The organism is Nocardia aurantiaca (assembly GCF_009708175.1).
GTDB classification, from domain to species: domain Bacteria; phylum Actinomycetota; class Actinomycetes; order Mycobacteriales; family Mycobacteriaceae; genus Nocardia; species Nocardia aurantiaca.
The window spans coordinates 81,785-104,126 of sequence record NZ_WMBB01000009.1; the positions used below are offsets into that span (position 1 = coordinate 81,785).

Below are 22,342 nucleotides of genomic sequence, written 5' to 3' on the forward strand. Positions count from 1 at the left end.
AAATGGACAATCATGCCTGAGCCGGGATCCGGATCGTGCGATCGGCTCGGTCCGGGCCGTGCGCGGTGAGCACCACGGGCGCGCCGAGTTCGGTCTCCAGGTAGCGGGGCACGTCGGCGGGCAGGTCCGCCAGCGCGGGGGTGGCGGCGTCGAGGAGATCGGTGAGCCGCCGCTGGTGATCGAGATCCCGCCAGACCCCGCACTCCAGCCGGTCGACATATCCGTCCACGGTGAGATAGCCGGTCGCGCCGCGCAGGCCGCCGACGGCGTCGAGGTGGTTGACGGCCAGCCCGTCGATTCCGCCGCACGCCTCGACGGCGTAGCGCAGCAGTACCGGATCGAGGTGTCCGCGTCGGAAAGCGCCCTGATATTCGCCGGTTCCATTGTGCGGCTCCGCGATCGCGAGCGCCGGATCCTCGGTCGGGAAGGGCCCGGCCCCGTGCCTGGTCATGTACGCGCGGGTCACGCCCAGCACGTAGCCGGGAGCCCCGAGACGCGCCAGCATGGCCCGCGCGTGCCGGGGTTCGACGGTCGACCACGTGGTGTAGGGGTGGGTGCCGCGCCACTCGTCGAGCAGCACCCCTTGCGCGCCTTCGAAGACGAGCCGGCCCTGGCGCGCGAAACCGGCGAGCTGTTCGCCCGGAAGCACGGCCACCGCCTCCGCGAACGCGCGGTACGCCTCGACGAGTTCGTCGATCGGGTCATAGCGGTGCCGCCCGCCCGCGAGCAATGGCGCGTAGTGCTCCTCGAGCGCGATCAGCTTGCGTCGCAGCACCTCCGGCCGTCGGCAGTCGGCGACCCGGGGCGCATCGTGGCCGAGGGCGTAGCTCGCGGTTTCGCCGATGCCGATGCCGCACGACCCGTGCCGGGCGGTACCCCTCGCATCCTCCCGGCAGCGGTTGGCGGCGCCGTGGATCGGCGTGGTGAGCAGGGCCCGCTGGTCCACGGAGAGCAGGGACAGCGGATCGGTGACCCCCAGCGCGGCGAGTTCCCGCGCCTCGGCGGCCAGGGCCAGCGGCTCCACCAGCATGTGCCGCGACAGCAGGGTCGGCACACCCGAGAGCGTGCCGGACCCGAACTGCCGGAAGGTGTGGTGGCGGCCGTCGGCGATCACGGTGTGGGCGGCCTGCGCCCCGCCGTTGAACCGCACCACCGCGGCCACGTCCAGACCGGCTCGCGGTGAGCACAGCCAGTCCACGGTCGCGCCCTTGCCGGCATCGCCGAAACCCAGGTCCACGACGATCAGGTGACTGTCACCGAACATGAGGTGTCCCTTCGTCTTCGGTTTCCCGTGCGGCGCGTCAGAGATCGACGTCGTCGGTTCCGGTGGCGGCGGGAAGCGCGCCCACGCTGCGGCCGCGCCGGGCGCCGGCCATCGGAGCGAGGGCCTTGCTCACCGCGTCGGCCTCACTGGTGGAGCCGATATCGCGCAGATCGGCCAGCCCGGCCCCGAGATCGATGCGGTCCTCTGCGATGCCGATGGTCAGGGCGATGAGCTCGCACACCGCGGCCGGATCGTCGAGCCGCAAGAACCGCTCGCCCAGCAGTTCCTGCCAGTGCTCGGCGATCTCCGGATCCCGGTAGTAGCTGGACTGATTGGGCAGGATGTAGTGCACGTGCCAGCGGTCGGCCAGCTCCCGGTAGACGGAGTTCACGGTGATGTCCCGGTCGACCTCGTCGCCGATGACGGCGCGAATGTGACGGGCGGCCAGCCGCTTCTTGTTCAACTCGTCGCCGACGATGAACAGGTAGCCCTTGCGTCCCCGCTTGTCCCACGCATCGGTGACGGTGTGCCTGGCGATGAAATACGCTGCCAGCTCGTAACTTTCGGACTTCTGCCCGCCACCGCCGCCCTCCAACAGGATGAGCCGCAGCTGTTCGTCCATCCGGTTGTCGGATTCGAACTGCCCGACCTGCAGTGGCACCCGGTCGCTGTCGGCGTCGCCGATCGCCCCGAACAGGATCTGCGGATCCTCGGCATAGCCCTTGCGCTGCAGCAGTCCGTGCAGTCTGGCCAGCTTCTCCTGCATGATGCGCGGCACGCTGCCCATGGATCCTGTCACGTCGAACAGCACCGCGATCGGGAGCGAATTCCCGTGGTCGTCGGAGTCTCGCGACTCGCGCACGGTCACCCCGAACGGATCCAGGGTGGAATGCGCCTTCCACTGATCCCACGGCACCGACCGCATATCCGCGGTGTAGCCGAAGTCGTCGAGGCCCTTGGCGGCGCGGAAGGTCCGCGCCGCGTCATAGGCCGTGTCATCCCAGCGTCCGTAACCCATTGCTGTCACTTACCTTTCGTGAGCTCGAAGGGCCGGAAGCGGCGCTTCCCGTAGAGCCGGTCGAGCAGATCGTCGAATTCCCCGAGCAGGTCCGCGGCATCGGGCCGCAGGCGTGGATCGGATTGCAGGCATCCGGTGGCGTAGGCCCGCATGGGGGCGGGCGCGCGATCGCCGAGCATGGTGAGCATCAGCCGATGGGCGAGGTGGACATCCGTGGCGGGGGAGACCTCGTCCCGGATCTCCGGCGGATAGTCGAGGGATTTCAGCGTGGCCGCCGCCGGATTGCCCGGCCGGGTCGCGAAAGACCATCCCGTCAGCACGATTCCGTGCAATCGCGGATGCACCAGCACATTGGCCGGACTGATGGCCGTGTGCACCCACCCCGCCAGCCGCGCACCGGCCAGGCAGCGCAGCAGCCGGCGATGCATCCAGGCGTAGTCGCGCGGGTCCAGGCCGTCGGGATAGGCGGCTCGCACGTCCTCGAGCGTCACGAATTCCTCGACGAGCGCGCCGAGCACGTTGACCGTGCGGTGCTCTCCGGTCGCGGAATCCAGATGATCGACCGTGTCGACGAGTTCCGGGAAGTAGGGCCGCAGCCACTCGTGTTCTTCCGCCACGGCCGCGATGTCGCGCAGGGCATTCCGTTCTCCGGCCAGCAGCCGATTGGCCGCCGCCCGCCGCGGGATCTTCACGACTCGATCCGATCCGCTGCGGTACACATCGGCGATCGAGCCGGACGCGTGCAGCGCCCCGACTCTGTACCGTCCGTGCGCCCCGATCACCTCGAAGGCGGGCTCGTCCGGATCCAGCCAGTGCCGGTACAGCTCGGCCAGCCGCGCGAACGCCGCCCCGGCGATCCCCGCGTCCACGGCCTCCGCCCGATCCGGATGAACGATCCTCGCCAGCCGGTGATACCGCCGCCGCGCGTCCTGCCGCGCCGTGGAATCCGTTGCGGCAGCGCCGAACAGATCCTCGGGCCGCCGGGCCGCCAGGATATTCTCCGCGGCTTCTCGCGCTGTCGTCATTGTTTTAGACTAAATGACTAAAACGGTGCCCGCCAGAGGTTCGGGACAACTTTTTGTAGCTTCGACAAAAAGCCTGTTCGCAACTCGTCCGGCTGTCAGCGGCCCGGATGCGCCACCCATCCGGCGACAACGGCCAGGCTGGTGGGGCGGTGCACCGCGAGAAAGCCGAAAGGTCGGTCGAAGGTCACCGTGGTGTGCAGCGCGGTGCGCTCCTTGTGGAGGAATCGCGCGCTGGCGAGGTTCATGGTCATGGCGGTGACCGCGGCGGCGTCGAACCCGTCCTTGGTGAACCGTGCGAACACGTCCTGCGCGGCCTGGTCGACGTACAGCGGGTGCTCCGACATGCCCGGAAAGTGGCCGCGCGCACTGTCGGTGACCGTTGTCAGGCCGAACAGCGCGGACTGCTCGATCAGATCGTGCAGGCAGCGAATCTCGAAGGGCGGCAACGACATCTCCAGGCGGTCGCCCTGTCCGCGATCCTTCACGGCCTTGACGTTCAGTCCGGGCGAGCGGGTGCCGGCGGGCAGGTGCCCGCGGACCGGGACGGTTCCGGCGAGGGCTTCGAGGCCGGCGGTGAGGACCGCGCCCGGCGTTCCCCTGCCCAGCAGCAGATGGACGTCGAGATCGCCTGTGCCGCAGACGATCACACGCGTCACCGGATCCGTGGCGTCGAGAATGGTTGCGTCCTGGGGGCGCGACGAAGAGCGCGTCAACGCGGGGCCGGCATGTCCCCGCCACGGCCCGTCGGTGATCGACATGGTGTCTTCGTGGAACGGGTCGAGCCACGTGGTTCGTGCCGCCAGCGCGGTGGCGAGCACCATGACCGTCATGCTGTCGACCGGAAGCGGGAACTTCTCGATGAGGCCGCCGGTGTGGCGGTCCGCCCAGGTGTCGAGCGCGGCCTGGTCGGTGATGGCCTGCACGGTTCCGGCGGGCAGGCTCGTCGACCACTCCCGGCGCAGCGGCAACCCCTGACGAACCCAGATGCCGAGGGCCGCCGACACCGATTCGGCCTGGGCGAGGGTGTGCAGCAGCTCCAGCGCGCCGGCGTGCGCGTCGGCGGCGGGCAGGCCGGTGGCCGCGGCGAGTTCGGAGCGCCCGGGCTCCTCGGCGGTGGCGGCCAAGAGCGCCAGCAGCGGCCATGCGCCGCAACCGGATAGGACGAAGTCGCCGGGCCCGGCGGTCGCGCACCAGCGGGCGGTGAGGCGGTTGGCGGCGTCGATGTGGACGGACAAGGCGGTCGGCATGACGCCAGCCTAGGTGTGGTGTGGGGGATGATCGCGGGATACAGTGAGAGGAAATATGTCGTTTGCCCTCACCGAGGAGATGATGATGGTTGCCGCTGACTCGGCGACGGAGGGCGCCGCGCGCCTCGAGGCGTTGATGGCCGCCGGAAGTACGGCCGCGCAGGCGTGGGAATTGTTCGACAGCCTGCCCGCCGTGCGCGTCGACGAGGTGACAACCGGTCGGTGGCGCGGGGACGAAGTGGGGACCGGACATCCCTGGGACAGGCTGCTGGTGGAATCGGGTTGGTACGGGAAGCAATTCGACAGCGCGGACAGTGTGCAGCCGCTGCTGTTCTCCGGACCCGGCGGGGATATCTTTGCCGTCGATCCACGGCGGGTACCGCTGTTCCTGGCGGGGCACGTGCCGGCGTCGGCGCTGAAGCCGGTGCGGCGCTCGCTCGGCGTGTTGCGCCCGCTCCTGCGGACCCGTGCGCCGCGGGCGCGGCTACGGAATCTGGAATTCCGTGGAAAGACCAGTGCGGCAATGATCTACGACGATCTGCCGATCATCGATATCTTCCGCAGGGTCGACGAGAACACGCTACTGGGCGTCATGGATAAGCGCGGGCTGAACGAACCGTACTTCTTCGTGCTGTATCGCGACCGGTAGCGGGCCGGCGAAGCGTCTGTGCCCGAGCCGGACTCGGCCTATCATCGAGGTTGACGGTGGTCTTCGGCTCGGGAGGTCCCGATGGAACGCACGACCTGTCTCATCGTCGGTGGGGGACCGGCGGGAATGTTTCTGGGACTGATGCTCGCCCGCGGCGGCGTCGAGGTCACCGTGTTGGAGAAACACGGTGACTTCCTGCGCGACTTCCGCGGCGACACCGTGCATCCGACCACCCTGGAACTCATCGATGCCCTGGGCCTGCGTGAGGACTTCGCGAAACTGCCGCAGCGGCGGCTGAATACCGTGCAGATTCCCATCGGTGGCCGGATGGTGCCGCTGGCGAGCTTCGGGCACATTCCGGGCAGGCACAAGTATGTGGCCATGGTGCCGCAGTGGGATCTTTTGGATCTGCTGGCCCGCGCCGGTGATGTCGAACCGACCTTCCGGCTGCGGCTGAATACCGAAGCGGTGGATCTCCTGCACGAGCACGGCCGGGTAACCGGTGTCCACTACCGCACGAAAGACGGTGCGACCGGGGAGATTCGGGCCGACCTCACGGTCGCTTGCGACGGCCGCTCGTCGGTGCTGCGCGCGGGTGCCGGTCTCGGGGTGCGGAACTGGGCGACACCCTTCGACACCTGGTGGTTCCGGATCCCGCGCCACGGCACCGACCCGGCCGGGCTGATCGCGGTGGTCAGCGCCCATCGAGTGGTGGTCATGTTCGACCGCGGCGACTACTGGCAGAGCGCCACCCTCATCGCCAAGGGCAGCGACCCGGAATTGCGGGCGCGGCAACCGGTCGCGGAGATCATGCGCAGCCTCGCCGCAGTGGTGCCGTGGCTGACCGACCGCATCGACGCCCTCCAGAGCTGGGACGAGGTGAAACTGCTGGACGTCAAACTGGATCGGCTGGACCGGTGGTACACCGACGGGCTGCTGTGCATCGGCGACGCCGCACACGCCATGTCGCCGATCGGCGGGGTCGGCATCAACCTGGCGGTCCAGGACGCGGTCGCCGCGGCGCGCATTCTCGGTCCTAAACTGCTGTCGCACACCGTGACCACCGCGGATCTGGCCCGGGTGCAGCGCCGCCGGCTGCTGCCGACCGCCGTCGTCCAGGGCATGCAGCGCCTGGCCCATGCTCAGCTTGTGCGCCCAGCCGTCGCGGGTCGGCTGAATATCTCGAATTCTCGCGACACGCCCATGCCGTTGAAGGTCTTCCGCCGTATCCCGGTGATACGCAGTCTTCCCATCTTCCTGGTGGCACGGGGTGTCATTTCCGAACCGGTTCCGGAATTCGCCCGCCGCGCCTGAACGGTGGCCGGGCGCCCGAGCGCGGTTCGAGGCGCGGCCGTCAATCGCTCTGTGCCGCAAACGATCCGGTCGACCGGAGGGTCGCCCTCCAGCCGGAGTTCCGCTGACATCCCTCCGGTGCGGGGAGTGCTCGCGGCGTCCGAATCCCTCGTTACCGGACACCGCGCGGGCGGAATTGAATGCTGATGCGCGGCCCCACGGGCCGCTTGGTCTTGGGCACCGCGTGCTCCCAGGTGCGCTGGCAGGAGCCGCCCATGACGATGAGATCCCCGTGCCCGAGTGGATATCGCACGCTCGCCCCGCCGCCGCGCGGGCGCAGCAGCAGCGCGCGTGCCGCGCCCACCGAGACGATGGCCACCATGGTGTCCTCGGTCGCCCCGCGTCCGAACGTATCGCCGTGCCAGGCGACGCTGTCGTCCCCGTCGCGGTAATAACACAGGCCCGCCGTCGCGAACGGCTCGCCCAGTTCACCGGAGTAGTATGCGCTCAACGCCTCCCGTGCCCCGCTCAGCACCGGATCCGGTAGCTCCCGCCCCGCGTCGTAGAAGCACAGCAGCCGCGGCACATCCACCATCCGGTCGTACATGGCTCGCCGATCCGCGCGCCACGGCACCTCCGTCACGAGCCGTTCGAACAGCACGTCCGCGCCGCTCAACCAGCCCGGCAGCAGATCAACCCAGGCTCCGTCGCCGAGCTCGGTGCGCCGCATCCCCCGCAGTGCACCGAGCTCCACCTGCCCGAAGCCGTCCAGAAGCGATCCCTGCCAAGGTGTCGACATACACAAGAATCTACCACAGGTGCGAACATATGTTCGATACCGGCCGTTGCGTGCCGCGAGGTCCGGGGGCTCCGGACCGGTGAGGTCGCGTCTTCAATTGTCGCGGGTCGGCGATGGTTCCAACCGACGGGTGATCGGAACCGGGGCGGCGACATGGCGGCTCCAGGTGATTGCTGCTTCCGGCTGCGCGTTTCGTTTGTGGTGCTGTGGTGATAGCCGAGAGTGTCAGCGGCGATCGGTGGGGGCATCTGCCGGACGTGGTTGGCGTATGAGGTCGGCGCCAACCGGTAGATCGACGGCGGCTACCGATCCAACGAGAATGCCGATCGGGCAGCCGAATACGGGCTGGTGCTGGTGCTCACCACTCGGCGGCAGATCACGGATGCCGCTGGACTGGGGCCATGCGTCTTTCAGCTGCAACTCCTCGTCTGCGAACATCCGCGGCGGCACGAAATCCAACCTCTGGCACACCGATCAATCTCATCGGCAGCCGAGCCGAACATCAACAGCCTCGCCCGCGGTCTCAACGAGAGCAAACGCCTTCTGCCCAGCTCATACGTCGAATGTTGTTGGATTCTTCGGCGTTTACTACCGGAGCGCCTTTCTGTCCGGCAGTCATGCCTGCCAGCCCAACCCGTGTGCGGTCGTAGCCGCGTGGGATGGCAGTCCGGTCCCTCGTCATTCGAGGGACCGTGGAAACGGTTGCGGCGGCGGCTGATTCAGATTTCGAGTTCTTCGTCGATCTTGCGCAGATGGTGACGAGCCAGAGCGAGATTGCCGCGGATGCGGTCGAGGGCGAGATAGAGGAACAGGCGACTCGACGGGTGGGCGCTCAGTGGGCGCAGCAGATGGTACTGACCGGTCAGGGTGATCAGGATGTCTTCGATCCCCTCGTCGAGGCCGAGCTGTTCGATGGTGCGCATCTTGGCGCGGACCACCTCGGTATTGCCGGCCGCGCCGACCTGCAGGTCCAGGGATCGGGATCCCCCGGCGGTGCCGAGGGTCATCCCGCTGCTGTAGTCGACGACCGCGGCGCCGAGCGCCCCGTCGATGTTCATCATTTCCTTCAGTGCCACATCCAGATTCGACATGGGTCTCCCTTTCTATGTGATATCACCGATCAGTGGAATTCAGGTGCCGTCAGTGGCGATGGGCCGGCGCCAATGTCGCTGCGATGGCGCGGGCCGCCGGGCGGGCCTCCAGATGAACACGGGCCAGCGTGGCGTCGGAGTCCGTGAGCAGGGCCAGGCAGGCCGTGGGGCCGGCGCGGTAGACCGCCACATGACCGACGCCGCTGTCGAGCACCACCTCGTGCAGGTCGGCGCCGTGGGTGGCGGCCGCGAAGGTCAGCGACACCGACAGCAGTGCCGCGGTCAGCGCCGCGATGCCGGTTGCTTCTATGACATCCGGGAGATCCTCGGCCATCAGCAGGCCGTCACTCGAGGCCACTGCGGATCCGATCAGATGCGGAACACGTCGACGCAGCGTACGCAGGTGGGCGTCGAGGTCGCTGTCCACCGAATCCGTACGCGGTGAATTGATACGAGCGCCGCTTCCCGGTCCGGTGAGGGTGATGGCTTCCGGCGTGATCGTCATAGGCTCGTCTCCTGTCTCGGCTGGAACCTCTTCGCTCAAACTCGTGCGACTTCGCACCGCGGCCCGGCGACGCTCCACACGGAAACGTGCGCGTGCGGCGTGCCCGCCCCGGCTGGGCGCCACGTACCCCTGTCGATCTCGAGCCGAACACGTTGTGTCACTGCGTGATCTATGACGAGCTCTGCATTGCCGCGGCACAGCGCTTCGATTCCGAAACCACCGCAACTGGACGAACGAACACAATGACCATGACGTGCGCGCGTCAACGCCTCTGATCCCATTGGGGCGCTGATGGTTTCACAAGCCCACCTTCGACTCCATCCAGGATAGCGATCCATCGGCGAATGCGCAGCAACAACTTGTAATCCGGTACCGAGAATGAATTTCAGGGTTGGCGCTCCGTCATATCCGAACCGTCGACTCCGGACGAGTTGCGCGCCCGGGCATTTCAAATCCGACCGACCAGTCGTGTCGCGTTCGTTGACTTCGCACGCCGATCGGTCACGCGGGGCAGGGCTGCTTCGAGGCTCTCCGGTCGGCACGCGGCTGGCGGCCTCGGTCTGAATGGTCGACATGCGTGCGGCCGGGCGTTGGGCCTGGCCGCGAGCGTCCGATATCACTCGGGCCCGGACCTGATCGTGCCGGTTCACGAAGTCGAGGAACCGCGGAATCACCCGCGCGAGGTCATCAGGGCGGTGTCGATCGGCCTGATGCCGCTGGATGATGTGCGGCGTCAGGACAATCGGGTGTTCGCGGCGTTCATGCGGCCGATCCGACCGGGAATACCCGTCACCTCGGAGGAGATGATGGGTGCGCCGCGGTATCTGATCACCGGCTTCTCCGAGCAGCTGCCGCGGGAGCGTCCGGGGGGAAACCCGATACGCGTGCACTGGAACTCGATGCGGAGCTGGTCGTGCTCGCGGTCACCGGGATCGGTCGGGCGGTCCTGGCCGGCGGGGCCACCCGGGAGACGGCGGTCGAACTACTCGACCACCTGCTCGACCGGGTGTTCACCGCGAAATAGGGGCTACCGGCCCTGCTTGCTCACCTGCGCGCGCACGAAATCGACCACCGCGTCGGTGAATTCGTCATTGGCGTCGCTGGCGGCGGTGTGGGCGGCGGTGCCGATCTCGGTGTAGTCGGCGTGCGGGACCAGCGCACGGAAGGCCGCGACGCCCTCTTCGCTGACGACGTCGGAGAGCGCGCCACGCACCAGCAGCACTGGAATATCCAGCTGACGGGCCGCGTTCTCCAGCTGCTCGGTGTGGACGTCGATCTCCTCGCCGCGGCCGTCGCGCGGGCCGCCCATCATGGCCGGATCCCAGTGCCAGTACCAGCGGCCGTCGGCGCGCTGGCGTAGATTGCGTTGCAGGCCTTCGGGATTGCGCGGGCGCCGACGGTGGGGGAGGTAGGCGGCGACGGCGTCGGCGGCCTCCTCGAGGCTGGCGAAGCCCTCCGGGTTGCTGCTCAGGAAATTGATGACGCGCTCGACGCCCTTGCGTTCGGGGCGCGGTACCACGTCGACGAGAACCAGGCCGGTGATGCGCTCGCGCTCGGGGTGGGTGGTGGCCATGAGTCCGGTGAGGCCGCCCATGCTGGCTCCGACGATGAACGCGGGCTTGTCGAGTTCGCGCAGTGCCGCCATGAGGTCTTCGACCATGGCCTCGCGGCGGTAGTTGCCGTCGGGGTCCCAGTCGCTGTCGCCGTGTCCGCGCGCGTCGAGGAGGACCGCATGCATCCCGGCCTTGGCCAGGGCGAGTCCGGAGTCCTTCCACGAGCCGCGGGTCTGCCCGCCGCCGTGCAGGAATACCACCAGCGGGCCGTCTTGGGGGCCCCAGCTGTCCCCGGCGATGGTGATCCCGCCGTGCCCGCGGAAGCTCACCCGGGCGGGTTCGGTGAATTCAGCGTCATTGCTCACCCCTCGAGCATCGCACACATCGGTTTACGGTGTATGAAGATACTGACTGGTAGCCAGCATCGGCGACCCGTCGGAGGCGGCCGGGTTCGTCGGTGGCGATCACACCGGCACCGGAGGGCCTGAGCGGTTCACCCCGCTCACGGCGATCGATGCCGACCTCGCACGACACCCCGACTGCTCCGGCTGCCGATCGTGAACCTGGACACAGGGTGGTCGGGTTCGCATAGCTGCGGGCTTGCCGGTTGGTCTGGGGGTTCGGGATTCGGGCACGTCACGGCATGTCGCTGGAAGGCATGCGGACCGTGATTGCGGAGGGGTGCCGGGTCAAGGGGGTGAAAGCGCGCTGGTAGGGTGACCGCTCGAAAGACATCCTTTAACGGACCGTCCCGTGAGGCGGGGAAGGAGGTCGGCATGGCTGTGCCCGAAGACCGGGCGGCCAAGTCGAGCGCTGCCGAGTTCTCGCAGCGGCACGACCCGGACCGGGTCCAGGCCGGACGCGAGCTGCTCTCGGATTCGGATGTCGGCCGGACCATCGCGCGCATGGCGCACCAGATCATCGAGAAGACTGCTCTGGACTCCGGCGACCCCCATGTTGCCCGTGTGGTGCTGATCGGAATCCCCACCCGCGGAACCACTCTCGCCCATCGTCTGGCGGGCCGGATCGAGGAGTTCTCCGGCGTGCGCCCCGCGATCGGTTCCCTGGACATCACTCTCTACCGCGATGACCTGCGCTCCAAGCCGCATCGTCCGCTCGAGCGCACCTCGGTGCCCGAGGGCGGGATCGAGGACGCGCTGGTGGTGCTGGTCGACGATGTCCTGTTCTCCGGCCGCACCGTCCGCTCCGCCCTGGACGGCCTGCGCGATCTGGGCCGTCCGCGTGCGGTGCAGCTCGCGGTGCTCATCGATCGCGGCCACCGCGAACTCCCCATCCGCGCCGACTATGTGGGCAAGAACGTCCCCACCGCCCGCACCGAGGACATCTCGGTGCTGCTGCGTGAGCACGACGGCCGCGACGGTGTGTACCTGCGTCAGGAAGGTGACAACCGGTGAAGCATCTGCTGTCGGTCACCGACCTGGACCGCGGCGCCGCCACCGGTCTGCTCGACGAGGCCGAGCGGTTCGAGCAGGCGCTGCTGGGCCGCGAGGTCAAGAAGCTCCCGACGCTGCGCGGGCGCACCGTCATGACGGTGTTCTTCGAGAATTCCACCCGCACCCGCGTCTCCTTCGAGGTCGCGGGCAAATGGATGAGCGCCGACGTCATCAATGTCAGCGCGTCGAGTTCCTCGGTGTCCAAGGGCGAATCGCTGCGAGACACCGCGCTGACGCTGCACGCGGCGGGCGCGGACGCGCTCATCATCCGGCATCCGGCATCGGGCGCGGCGCATCAGATCGCGCGCTGGTTCGCCGAGATGGACGAGTCCGCAAGCGGTTACACGGGTCCCGGCCCCGCCATCATCAATGCCGGTGACGGCATGCACGAGCACCCGACCCAGGCCCTGCTCGACGCGCTGACCCTGCGGCAGCGCCTCGGCGACCTGGAGGGCAAGCGGGTCGTGCTGGTCGGCGATATCCTGCACAGCCGGGTCGCGCGCTCGAATGCTTTCCTGCTCGACACCCTCGGTGCGGAGGTAGTCCTGGTCGCGCCGCGCACCCTGTTGCCGGTGGGCGTCGAAGCCTGGCCGGTCCGGGTCTCGGACTCCCTCGACGCCGAGCTGCCGGGCGCGGACGCGGTCATGATGTTGCGTGTGCAGGCCGAGCGCATGAACGGCGGCTTCTTCCCGTCGGCGCGCGAGTACTCGATCCGGTACGGCCTCAGCGAACGCCGCATGCAGATGCTCGACGAGCACGCGGTGGTGCTGCATCCCGGACCCATGCTGCGCGGCATGGAGATCGGTTTCTCGGTCGCGGATTCCCCGAAAGCCGCTGTGCTGCAACAGGTCAACAACGGAGTCCATATGCGCATGGCGGTGCTGTTCCGCCTGCTGGTCGGAACCGACGAGGTGGTGGCATGAACAACGTCGTGATCAAGAACGTCCGTCTCTACGGCGAGGGCGACCCGGTCGACGTGCTGCTGGCAGACGGCGAGATCCGCGAGATCGGCACCGACCTCGGCGTCATCGACGCCCAAACCGTCGACGGCGCGGGTCAGGTCCTGCTTCCGGGCTTCATCGACCTGCACACCCACCTGCGCGAGCCGGGCCGCGAGGACACCGAGACCATCGAATCCGGTTCCGCCGCAGCGGCTCTGGGCGGATATACTGCCGTGTTCGCCATGGCCAACACCAGCCCGGTCGCCGATACCGCGGTCATTACCGACTACGTGTGGAAGCGTGGCCAGGAGGTCGGCCTGGTCGACGTGCATCCGGTGGGCGCGGTCACCGTCGGCCTCGAGGGCAAGCAGCTCGCCGAAATGGGAACCATGGCAGCCGGAGTCGGCGCGGTGCGCATCTTCTCCGACGATGGCCACTGCGTCTACGACCCGCTGATCATGCGCCGCGCCCTCGAATACGCGAACTCGCTGGGCGTACTCATCGCCCAGCACGCCGAGGAGCCTCGCCTGACCAAGGGCGCGGTCGCGCACGAGGGCCCGACCGCCTCCCGCCTGGGCCTGGCCGGCTGGCCGCGCGCCGCCGAGGAGTCCATCGTGGCTCGTGACGCGCTGCTGGCTCGCGATGCCGGCGCTCGCGTGCACATCTGCCACGCCTCCACCGCCGGCACCGTCGAACTGCTGAAATGGGCCAAGGCCCAGGGCATTTCGATCACCGCCGAGGTCACCCCGCACCACCTGCTGCTGGACGACTCGCGCCTGGAGACCTACGATGCGGTGAACCGGGTGAACCCGCCGCTGCGCGAGGCCTCCGATGTGGCCGCACTGCGTCAGGCCCTCGCCGAGGGCGTCGTCGACTGTGTCGCCACCGACCACGCCCCGCACGCCGATCAGGACAAGTGCTGCGAGTTCGCGGCAGCGCGTCCCGGCATGCTCGGCCTGGAGACGGCGCTGTCGATCATCGTGGAGACCATGGTCAAGCCCGGACTGCTCGACTGGCGCGGCGTCGCGCGGGTCATGAGCGAGAACCCGGCGCGGATCGTGGGCCTGGACGATCAGGGCCGGCCGCTCGCGGTCGGCGAACCCGCCAACCTGGTGCTGATCGATCCGGCCGCCGAATGGACGGTGGAGGCGGACGACCTCGCCTCGATCGCCCGCAACACGCCCTTCCAGGCGATGACCCTGCCCGCGAAGGTGACCGCCACCTTCCTGCGCGGCCGGCTCACCGCCCGGGACGGCAAGATCGTCGCCGGTTGAGCCGGCGGGTCGGGACCCCGGAATGAGCGGTCAGGGGCCGGAGGCGGAAGCTTGCGTGACCACGCAGGCCCCCCACCCATTCCTCGATGGACACGGAGGACCGTAATGGAGCGAACGCTGCAAGTGCTGGGTTTTGTGGTGCTGTTCGCACTGTGCCTGTGGCTCATGTACCGGGCGTGGACCGGGCGGGCCAAGAAGCAGGCCTCCGCGATCGGCGACCTGCCCGCGGTGCCCGCCGACTGCGGCGCGCAGCTGCTGGAGCCGACCACGGGGCTCTACCTCGGCAGCACCCTCGCCCCGAGCTGGATTCAGCGAATCACCGTGGGCGACCTGGGTTTCCGTGCCACGGCGGAACTGACCCGATTCGAACGCGGCATCCTGCTGGAGCGGGACGGCGCGGCGACGATCTGGATTCCCCAGGAATCCATTACCGCGGTGCGCGCCGAGCGCGGGCACGCGGGCAAGGTAATGACGGAAGACGGTGTGCTGGTCATTCGCTGGACATTGCCGACCGGGACCGAGGTGGATACCGGTTTCCGTGGCGATGACAAGACGGTGTACCCGGCATGGACCGGCGCTACGAAGACGGGAGACACGGAATGAGCGGTCAGGGGCCGGAGGCGGCAGCCCGCGTAACCATGGAGGCCCCGCGCTCATTCCAGAAGGGACACGGAATGAGCGGTCAGGGGCCGGAGGCGGCAGCCCGCGTAACCATGGAGGCCCCCCGCTCATTCCAGAAGGGACTCAACATGAGCAGCGGGAATCGGGGCGAGGCAGGGGGAGATGTCGCGGCGATGGTGCTCGAGGACGGCCGCGTGTTCCGCGGGACGACCTTCGGCGCCGTCGGGCAGACTTTGGGTGAGGCGGTGTTCTGTACCGCCATGACGGGCTACCAGGAGACCCTCACCGATCCCAGCTACGACCGCCAGATCGTGGTGGCCACCGCGCCGCAGATCGGCAACACCGGCTGGAACGACGAGGACGACGAGTCCTCCAAGATCTGGGTCGCCGGGTACGCGGTGCGCGACCCCGCGCGCCGCGCCTCCAACTGGCGCGCCAAGCGCACCCTGCAGGAGGAGCTGGAAAACCAGAACATCGTCGGCATCGCGGGCATCGACACCCGAGCCCTCGTGCGGCACCTGCGCACCCGCGGTTCGATGAAGGCGGGCATCTTCTCCGGCGAGTCGCTCGGCGACTACGAGGAGCTGGTGGCGCGGGTCAACGGCCAGCAGCCCATGCTGGGCGCGGATCTGGCCGGTGAGGTCTCGACCGACCAGATGTACACCATCGACCCGATCGGCGAGCACCGATTCACGGTCGTCGCAGTCGACCTCGGCATCAAGTCCAACACCCCGCGCATGTTCGCCCAGCGCGGCATGCGGGTGCACGTGGTGCCCTCGAACGTGACCCTGGACCAGATCAAGGAACTGAACCCCGACGGCGTGTTCCTGTCCAACGGTCCGGGCGACCCGGCCACCGCCGACACCCAGGTCGCGCTGACCCAGGGTGTCCTGGGCGAGGGCCTGCCGCTGTTCGGCATCTGCTTCGGCAACCAGATTCTGGGCCGGGCGCTGGGCCGCAACACCTACAAGATGAAGTTCGGCCACCGCGGCATCAATGTGCCGGTCGTCGAGCATCATTCGGGCCGGATCTCGATCACCGCCCAGAACCACGGCTTCGCCCTCGAGGGCGAGCGCGGCGAGGTCTTCGACACCCCCTTCGGCAAGGCCGAGGTCAGCCACGTCTGCGCCAATGACGGTGTCGTCGAAGGTGTGCAGCTGGTGAGCGGCCGCGCCTTCTCCGTGCAATACCACCCCGAGGCCGCGGCCGGACCCCACGACGCCGCCTACCTGTTCGACCGTTTCGCCATGCTGATGGAAGGAGCCTGATGCCACGCCGCACCGATCTCAACCACATCCTGGTGATCGGCTCGGGCCCGATCGTCATCGGCCAGGCCTGCGAGTTCGACTACTCGGGAACCCAGGCGTGTCGCGTCCTGCGGTCCGAGGGCCTGCGCGTGTCGCTGGTGAACTCCAACCCGGCGACCATCATGACCGACCCGGAGTTCGCCGACTCGACCTATGTGGAGCCGATCACCTGGGAGTTCGTCGAGAAGGTCATCGCCAAGGAGCGCCCCGACGCCATCCTCGCGACCCTGGGCGGCCAGACCGCCCTCAACTGCGCTGTCGCCCTGCATGAGAACGGCATTCTCGAGAAGTACGACGTCGAGCTGATCGGCGCCGACTTCGAGGCCATCCAGCGCGGCGAGGACCGGCAGAAGTTCAAGGACATCGTCGCCAAGGTCGGCGGCGAGTCCGCGCGCTCCAAGGTCTGCTACACCATGGACGAGGTCCGCGAAACCGTTGCGGAACTGGGCTTCCCGGTGGTCGTGCGCCCGTCGTTCACCATGGGCGGCCTGGGCTCGGGCATGGCCTACGACAACGAGGACCTCGATCGCATCGCCGGGGGCGGCCTGGCCGCCTCGCCCACCGCGAACGTCCTCATCGAGGAATCCATTCTGGGCTGGAAGGAATTCGAGCTCGAGCTCATGCGTGACGGCAAGGACAATGTCGTCATCGTCTGCTCGATCGAGAACGTGGACCCCATGGGGGTGCACACCGGTGACTCGGTCACCGTCGCCCCGGCCATGACCCTCACCGACCGCGAATACCAGAAGATGCGCGATCTCGGCATCGCCATCCTGCGCGAGGTCGGCGTCGACACCGGCGGCTGCAATATCCAGTTCGCGGTGGATCCGCGCGACGGTCGCCTGATCGTCATCGAGATGAATCCGCGCGTCTCGCGCTCGTCCGCCCTGGCTTCCAAGGCAACGGGATTCCCGATCGCGAAGATCGCCGCCAAGCTGGCCATCGGCTACACCCTCGACGAGATCCTCAACGACATCACCGGCGAGACCCCGGCCTGCTTCGAGCCGACCCTCGACTACGTCGTGGTCAAGGCCCCGCGCTTCGCCTTCGAGAAGTTCCCGGGCGCGGACCCGACGCTGACCACCACCATGAAGTCGGTCGGCGAGGCGATGTCCATGGGCCGCAACTTCTCCGAGGCGCTGGGCAAGGTGCTGCGCTCGCTCGAGACCAAGGCCGCGGGCTTCTGGACTCAGCCCGACGGCGCGTGGACCGATGTGCAGGCCATCCTCGACGACCTGAAGGTCCCCACCGAGGGCCGCATCTACCAGGTGGAGCGCGCGCTGCGCCTGGGCGCGAGCATCGAGGACGTGGCCGCCGCCTCCGGCATCGACCCGTGGTTCGTGGCCGAGGTCGCGGGCCTGGTGGAGCTGCGCCAGGAGATCATCGACGCCCCGGTGCTGGACGAGCCGCTGCTGCGCACCGCCAAGCACTACGGCCTCTCCGATCGCCAGATCGCTTCGCTGCGACCGGAACTCGCCGGTGAGGGCGGCGTGCGCGAGCTGCGCCACCGCCTCGGCATCCGGCCGGTGTTCAAGACCGTCGACACCTGCGCCGCCGAGTTCGAGGCCAAGACCCCGTACCACTACTCGGCCTACGAGCTGGATCCCGCCGCGGAATCCGAAGTGGCGCCGCAGAAGGAGCGGGAGAAGGTCATCATCCTCGGCTCCGGACCGAACCGCATCGGCCAGGGCATCGAGTTCGACTACTCCTGCGTGCACGCGGCGCAGACGCTGTCGGGCGCGGGTTACGAGACCATCATGGTCAACTGCAACCCGGAGACCGTGTCGACCGACTACGACACCGCCGACCGCCTCTACTTCGAACCGCTCACCTTCGAGGACGTGCTCGAGGTGTATCACGCCGAAACCGAGTCCGGCACCGTCGCGGGCGTCATCTGCCAGCTCGGCGGCCAGACCCCGCTGAGCCTGGCCCAGCGTCTCACCGACGCGGGTGTGCCCGTGGTCGGCACCTCGGCGGCCGCCATCGACCTGGCCGAGGACCGCGGCGAGTTCGGCGATGTGCTCGTCGCGGCGGGCCTTCCGGCTCCCAAGTACGGCACCGCGACCACCTTCCCGCAGGCCAAGAAGATCGCGCACGAGATCGGTTACCCGGTGCTGGTGCGCCCGTCGTACGTGCTGGGCGGGCGCGGCATGGAGATCGTCTACGACGAGAAGTCCCTCGAGGACTACATCTCCCGCGCCACCGAGATCACCCCGGACCACCCGGTGCTGGTCGACCGGTTCCTGGAGGACGCTATCGAGATCGACGTCGACGCCCTGTGCGACGGCGAGGAGGTCTACCTGGGCGGCGTCATGGAGCACATCGAGGAGGCCGGTATCCACTCCGGCGACTCGGCGTGCGCCCTGCCGCCGATCACCCTGGGCCGCAGCGATATCGAGGCCGTGCGCCGCTCGACCGCCGCGCTCGCCAAGGGCATCGGAGTGAAGGGCCTGCTGAACGTGCAGTACGCGCTCAAGGACGACGTGCTCTATGTCCTCGAGGCCAACCCGCGCGCCAGCCGCACCGTGCCGTTCGTCTCCAAGGCCACCGCGGTGCCGCTCGCGAAGGCCGCCGCGCGAATCGCGCTGGGCGCCACCATCGCCGAACTGCGCAAGGAGGGCCTGCTCCCGGCCGAGGGGGACGGCGGCTACGCGCCGATCGACGCCCCGGTCGCGGTCAAGGAGGCCGTGCTGCCCTTCCACCGTTTCCGCCGCCCCGACGGCAGCGGCGTGGATTCGCTGCTCTCCCCGGAAATGAAGTCCACCGGCGAGGTCATGGGCATCGACGCCGATTTCGGCACCGCCTTCGCCAAGTCGCAGTCGGCCGCCTACGGTTCGCTGCCGACCGAGGGCACCGCGTTCGTGTCCATCGCCAACCGCGACAAGCGCGCCATGGTGTTCCCGGTCAAGCGCCTGCACGACCTGGGCTTCCGCATTCTCGCCACCGAGGGCACCGCGGAGATGCTGCGCCGCAACGGCATTCCGTGCGATCAGGTGCGCAAGCATTCCGACAACGCGCCGGAGGAGCCCAGCATCGTGGACATGATCAAGGACGGCGACGTCGATATCGTGTTCAACACCCCGTACGGCAACAACGGTCCGCGCGTGGACGGCTACGAGATCCGCACCGCCGCGGTGGGCGCGAACATCCCGTGCATCACCACCGTGCAGGGCGCGGCCGCGGCCGTGCAGGGTATCGAGGCCACCATTCGTGGCGGCATCGGGGTGCGGTCGCTGCAGGAACTTCACGCGGTGCTGCGCGGATGACGACATTCGGTGTGCGGCTGCGGGAGTCGATGCGCGCGCACGGCCCGCTGTGCGTGGGCATCGACCCGCATCCGCCGCTGCTGCGGGCCTGGGGACTGACCGAGGACGCGGCCGGGGTGGCGACGTTTGCCGACGCCTGCGTGCGGGCGTTCGCGGGCCGGGTCGCCCTGGTCAAGCCGCAGGTGGCGTTCTTCGAGACCTACGGTTCGGCCGGAATCATGGTGTTGGAGGAGACCATCGCCGCGTTGCGGGCGGCGGGCACCCTGGTGCTCGCCGACGCCAAGCGCGGCGATATCGGCTCCACCATGGACGCCTACGCTCACGCCTGGCTCGGTGAGGGGCCGCTCGGCGCCGATGCGGTCACCGTGTCCCCGTATCTCGGATTCGGTTCGCTGGCACCGGCTCTGGACCTGGCCAAGGCCAATGACCGGGGTGTGTTCGTGCTGGCCGCCACCTCCAACCCGGAGGCGGTGGAATTGCAGACCATCACCGGTCCGGACGGCCGTAGCATCGCCCAGCGCATGGTCGACGACGCGGCCGCGGTCAACGCGGGCGCCGAGTTCGGCTCGGTGGGTGTGGTGGTCGGTGCGACGCTGACCGATGCGCCCGACCTGAGCAAGCTCAACGGCCCCATTCTGATGCCCGGCGTCGGCGCGCAGGGCGGGGGAGCGGACTCCATCCGAAAGCTGGTTCCGGATACCGAGCTCGGCGCGGTCGTGCCCAATGTCTCGCGCGAGGTCCTGCGCGCGGGACCGTCCGTGGCCGCGCTGCGGGCCAAGGTCGCCGAACTCAGCGAGGAATTCGCCTTCTTACAGAACTGATTCGCCGCAGGCGATCGTCTCTCGCGGCACCGGACCCGTTCCGGTGCCGCGAGCTTTTCGGAGAGACCTTCTCCGCTTCAACGTTTTCCGGCTACAGTGACGTCATGCCTGCCACAGTGCCGCCCAACGGAACTCGTCATGCGCTCGTGCTCGGAGGGGGCGGCGCGGTCGGCATCGTCTGGATGGCCGGACTGACGCTCGGGCTGCGGGATGCGGGCATCGATCTCGGCCGCGCCGATCGCATTGTCGGGACCTCCGCGGGTGCGGTGGTCGGCGCGAACATCGCCGCCGGGGTGGACCCCGGCACGATGCTGGTCACGCCGTCGCCGAATTCCGAAGCGCCGCCGATCGATGCGTCGGGGCTCATGGAGATTCTCGCCATGCGCCCCGAACCGGGGGAGAGCCTCGCGGACCAGCGCCGGCGGGTCGGTGCGCGCGCCCTCGAGATGAACGTCGGCGACCCGGCCGATCACCTCGCCCGCATGGGCCGTCTGCTCGGGGTCACCGAATGGCCCGACCGGGACCTGATCGTCACCGCCGTCGACGTCACCACCGGCGAACTCGAGCCCTGGACCCGGGACGGCCGGGCCACCCTGCTCGAGGCCATCGCTTCCAGCACCTCGGTGCCGGGGGTATTCCCGCCCATCCCGATCGGCGGTACCTACTACATCGACGGGGGCATGCGCTCGCCGATCAACGCCGACCTGGCCGCGGGCGCCGACCTGATCCTCGTCCTCGAGCCGCTCGCGCATATGTTCCCGCACGCTCCCAGCGATAGCGAATTGGGCGGCGCGACAGCGATATTCGTCACGCCGGACGCCGACGCCCTGGCGGTCTTCGGGCCCGATGTCTTCGATCGCTCGGCGCTCGAGCCCGCCTTCGCGGCGGGCGTGCGGCAGGCCGCCGAGGCCGCCACGCGACTGAAGGGCGTGTGGCCCGGCGCCTGAACCGGCGCGTGCACGGCGTCATCTCGGTGCCGCGGCACCTTCGTGGCCTTCCGGCAGGGTCTGCTCACCAACCTGCGCGATCCCAAGTGCGCGGTGTTCCTCATCGTCCTGGTCCCGCGGTTCCTGCCCGCTGAGCCGTCGGCCGCGGGCACCCTCGAGCCGGCGGCGGTGCGCGCGGTCGCGAACGTGGCCTGATTCGTCACGCCGGCCTTCGGTGTGGGCACGCTGCGGCATGTGTTCCCCGCGCCCGGGTGCGCCGCGTCCTCGACGCCGCCCCGGGCACGTTCACGGTCGATCTGAGCGTGCGAATAGCCATGGAGAGCAACTGATTTCCGCCTTCGCGCGCTGATACGCCCTTTTTGCCGAGCGCTACGCTGAAGCCGACCGCTCGGTAGAAAGGTGGGATTTCATATGTCCGACGCCGGCCTCGGCCTCGTCTCCTACGGCCAAACCCGCGTCCTGGTGGACGATTTCGCGTCCAGCTATCGCTTCTATCGCGATGTCCTGGGCCTGCCCCCGAAGCAGGAGGTGCCCGGCGACGTCCCCGAATCCGACGACGGCCCCTACGCCTGCTTCGCCCTCCCGGGCGGGGATTTGGCGCTGTTCACCCGCGCCTACATGGACGCCGCCATCGGCGCCGAGCATCGCGCGCGCGACGGGGTGGACGGTGTCGTGCTGGTGCTGCGGGTCGCCGATGTCGACAAGGCGGTCGCGGTCGTGCGCGAGCGCGGCGCCCGGATCGCCGCCGAACCCGCCGAACAGCCTGCCTGGGGCATGCGAGTGGCCCATCTGCGCGCGCCCGAGGGCACCCTGGTCGAGCTCTGTCAGTACGACGACTGACCCCCGCGCGTTCGCCCGTTGCGAACGGTTTCGTCCGCGAGCGGCGATATCAGGGCCCGAAACAGGCCGTCTTGTCGGCTTTCCGGGGCGGGAACCACGTCCGACCTGCACCGGAGCGATGTCGGAAATGTGTGTTTCACTGCCGCCGCGACCACTCCCGGTGATGCGCGACACGCAGTGTGCAATCGAACGACACGCCGAGAAATCCAAGAAAAATCCAGGTCGCGAGATTACAGCTCGGTCACGGTTTCATCCGGGGCCAGTCCGGCCCCTCCGGTGCCCTCTCGGAAAATCGAAAAAGCCCTGGCTGCAAGGACATTCGCGGTCGAGGCGGTAGCATCGCCGCAGCCGGTCGGAGAAGGCCCCCGAGGTTGCCCATCCGGCCCGGTCGCGGCCCGAATCACGCGCTGACCTGGGGGGTGGGTTC

At 68.6% G+C, this 22,342-nt stretch carries 20 protein-coding genes; 12 read left to right on the top strand and 8 right to left on the bottom strand.

The features are described 5' to 3' along the window. Positions 1-10 precede the first annotated feature (10 nt). The 4 genes from GLP40_RS19880 to GLP40_RS19895 form a co-directional block, all read right to left on the bottom strand. On the bottom strand, positions 11-1,264 hold the full coding sequence (locus tag GLP40_RS19880) for an adenylosuccinate synthetase (protein WP_154789470.1): 1,254 nt from the start codon (positions 1,262-1,264) through the stop codon (positions 11-13). Positions 1,265-1,301: 37 nt separating this feature from the next. After that, complete coding sequence (locus tag GLP40_RS19885) at positions 1,302-2,282, bottom strand: hypothetical protein (protein ID WP_154789471.1); 981 nt, start codon at positions 2,280-2,282, stop codon at positions 1,302-1,304. Between the two features lie 5 nt (positions 2,283-2,287). Beyond that, complete coding sequence (locus GLP40_RS19890) at positions 2,288-3,307, bottom strand: hypothetical protein (protein ID WP_154789472.1); 1,020 nt, start codon at positions 3,305-3,307, stop codon at positions 2,288-2,290. Between the two features lie 95 nt (positions 3,308-3,402). Then, positions 3,403-4,554, bottom strand: coding sequence for a serpin family protein (locus GLP40_RS19895; protein ID WP_154789473.1), 1,152 nt, complete (start codon positions 4,552-4,554; stop codon positions 3,403-3,405). Between the two features lie 136 nt (positions 4,555-4,690). On the opposite strand from GLP40_RS19895, the gene GLP40_RS19900 reads away from it, so the two are divergent. Both GLP40_RS19900 and GLP40_RS19905 read left to right on the top strand, forming a co-directional pair. Continuing rightward, positions 4,691-5,203, top strand: a complete 513-nt coding sequence (locus GLP40_RS19900) for a DUF4334 domain-containing protein (RefSeq protein ID WP_230329767.1) — start codon at positions 4,691-4,693, stop codon at positions 5,201-5,203. Positions 5,204-5,284: 81 nt separating this feature from the next. Beyond that, positions 5,285-6,517 carry an FAD-dependent oxidoreductase gene (locus GLP40_RS19905; protein WP_154789474.1) on the top strand — a complete coding sequence of 411 codons (1,233 nt, stop codon included), beginning with the start codon at positions 5,285-5,287 and terminating at the stop codon, positions 6,515-6,517. Between the two features lie 151 nt (positions 6,518-6,668). Here GLP40_RS19905 and GLP40_RS19910 read toward each other — a convergent pair whose 3' ends face one another. From GLP40_RS19910 to GLP40_RS19925, 4 genes are all read right to left on the bottom strand, one after another. Continuing rightward, positions 6,669-7,295: an alpha-ketoglutarate-dependent dioxygenase AlkB gene (locus GLP40_RS19910; RefSeq protein WP_154789475.1), complete on the bottom strand. Its 627-nt coding sequence runs from the start codon at positions 7,293-7,295 to the stop codon at positions 6,669-6,671. Between the two features lie 719 nt (positions 7,296-8,014). Next, entirely contained in the window at positions 8,015-8,386 is a 372-nt protein-coding gene (locus tag GLP40_RS19915; RefSeq protein WP_154789476.1) for a hypothetical protein, read from the bottom strand. A 49-nt stretch (positions 8,387-8,435) separates the two neighbouring features. Next, a complete protein-coding gene (locus GLP40_RS19920) occupies positions 8,436-8,891 on the bottom strand; it encodes a roadblock/LC7 domain-containing protein (RefSeq protein WP_154789477.1) in 456 nt (151 codons plus the stop codon). 1,027 nt (positions 8,892-9,918) lie between these two features. After that, positions 9,919-10,809, bottom strand: coding sequence for an alpha/beta fold hydrolase (locus tag GLP40_RS19925; protein ID WP_328290418.1), 891 nt, complete (start codon positions 10,807-10,809; stop codon positions 9,919-9,921). 411 nt (positions 10,810-11,220) lie between these two features. On the opposite strand from GLP40_RS19925, the gene pyrR reads away from it, so the two are divergent. From pyrR to GLP40_RS19975, 10 genes are all read left to right on the top strand, one after another. Beyond that, a complete protein-coding gene (gene pyrR, locus GLP40_RS19930; protein ID WP_154789478.1) occupies positions 11,221-11,859 on the top strand; it encodes a bifunctional pyr operon transcriptional regulator/uracil phosphoribosyltransferase PyrR in 639 nt (212 codons plus the stop codon). Next, positions 11,856-12,821, top strand: coding sequence for an aspartate carbamoyltransferase catalytic subunit (locus tag GLP40_RS19935; RefSeq protein WP_328290419.1), 966 nt, complete (start codon positions 11,856-11,858; stop codon positions 12,819-12,821). The genes pyrR and GLP40_RS19935 overlap by 4 nt, the downstream gene beginning before the upstream one ends. Continuing rightward, positions 12,818-14,113 (top strand): dihydroorotase, encoded by a 1,296-nt coding sequence (locus GLP40_RS19940; protein WP_154789479.1) that lies wholly within the window; start codon positions 12,818-12,820, stop codon positions 14,111-14,113. The genes GLP40_RS19935 and GLP40_RS19940 overlap by 4 nt, the downstream gene beginning before the upstream one ends. 105 nt (positions 14,114-14,218) lie before the next feature. After that, the gene (locus tag GLP40_RS19945) at positions 14,219-14,716 is read left to right on the top strand and encodes a PH-like domain-containing protein (protein ID WP_154789480.1); all 498 of its coding nucleotides are present in this window, start codon (positions 14,219-14,221) and stop codon (positions 14,714-14,716) included. A gap of 146 nt (positions 14,717-14,862) precedes the next feature. Next, entirely contained in the window at positions 14,863-16,002 is a 1,140-nt protein-coding gene (gene carA / locus GLP40_RS19950; protein WP_154789481.1) for a glutamine-hydrolyzing carbamoyl-phosphate synthase small subunit, read from the top strand. After that, the gene (carB, locus tag GLP40_RS19955) at positions 16,002-19,307 is read left to right on the top strand and encodes a carbamoyl-phosphate synthase large subunit (protein ID WP_154789482.1); all 3,306 of its coding nucleotides are present in this window, start codon (positions 16,002-16,004) and stop codon (positions 19,305-19,307) included. The genes carA and carB overlap by 1 nt, the downstream gene beginning before the upstream one ends. Then, positions 19,304-20,128, top strand: coding sequence for an orotidine-5'-phosphate decarboxylase (gene pyrF, locus GLP40_RS19960; RefSeq protein WP_154789483.1), 825 nt, complete (start codon positions 19,304-19,306; stop codon positions 20,126-20,128). The genes carB and pyrF overlap by 4 nt, the downstream gene beginning before the upstream one ends. Before the next feature lie 104 nt (positions 20,129-20,232). After that, positions 20,233-21,075: a patatin-like phospholipase family protein gene (locus tag GLP40_RS19965; RefSeq protein WP_154789484.1), complete on the top strand. Its 843-nt coding sequence runs from the start codon at positions 20,233-20,235 to the stop codon at positions 21,073-21,075. A 42-nt stretch (positions 21,076-21,117) separates the two neighbouring features. Beyond that, positions 21,118-21,270 (top strand): hypothetical protein, encoded by a 153-nt coding sequence (locus tag GLP40_RS19970; RefSeq protein WP_154789485.1) that lies wholly within the window; start codon positions 21,118-21,120, stop codon positions 21,268-21,270. A gap of 216 nt (positions 21,271-21,486) precedes the next feature. After that, positions 21,487-21,915: a VOC family protein gene (locus GLP40_RS19975; protein WP_154789486.1), complete on the top strand. Its 429-nt coding sequence runs from the start codon at positions 21,487-21,489 to the stop codon at positions 21,913-21,915. Positions 21,916-22,342 lie beyond the last annotated feature (427 nt).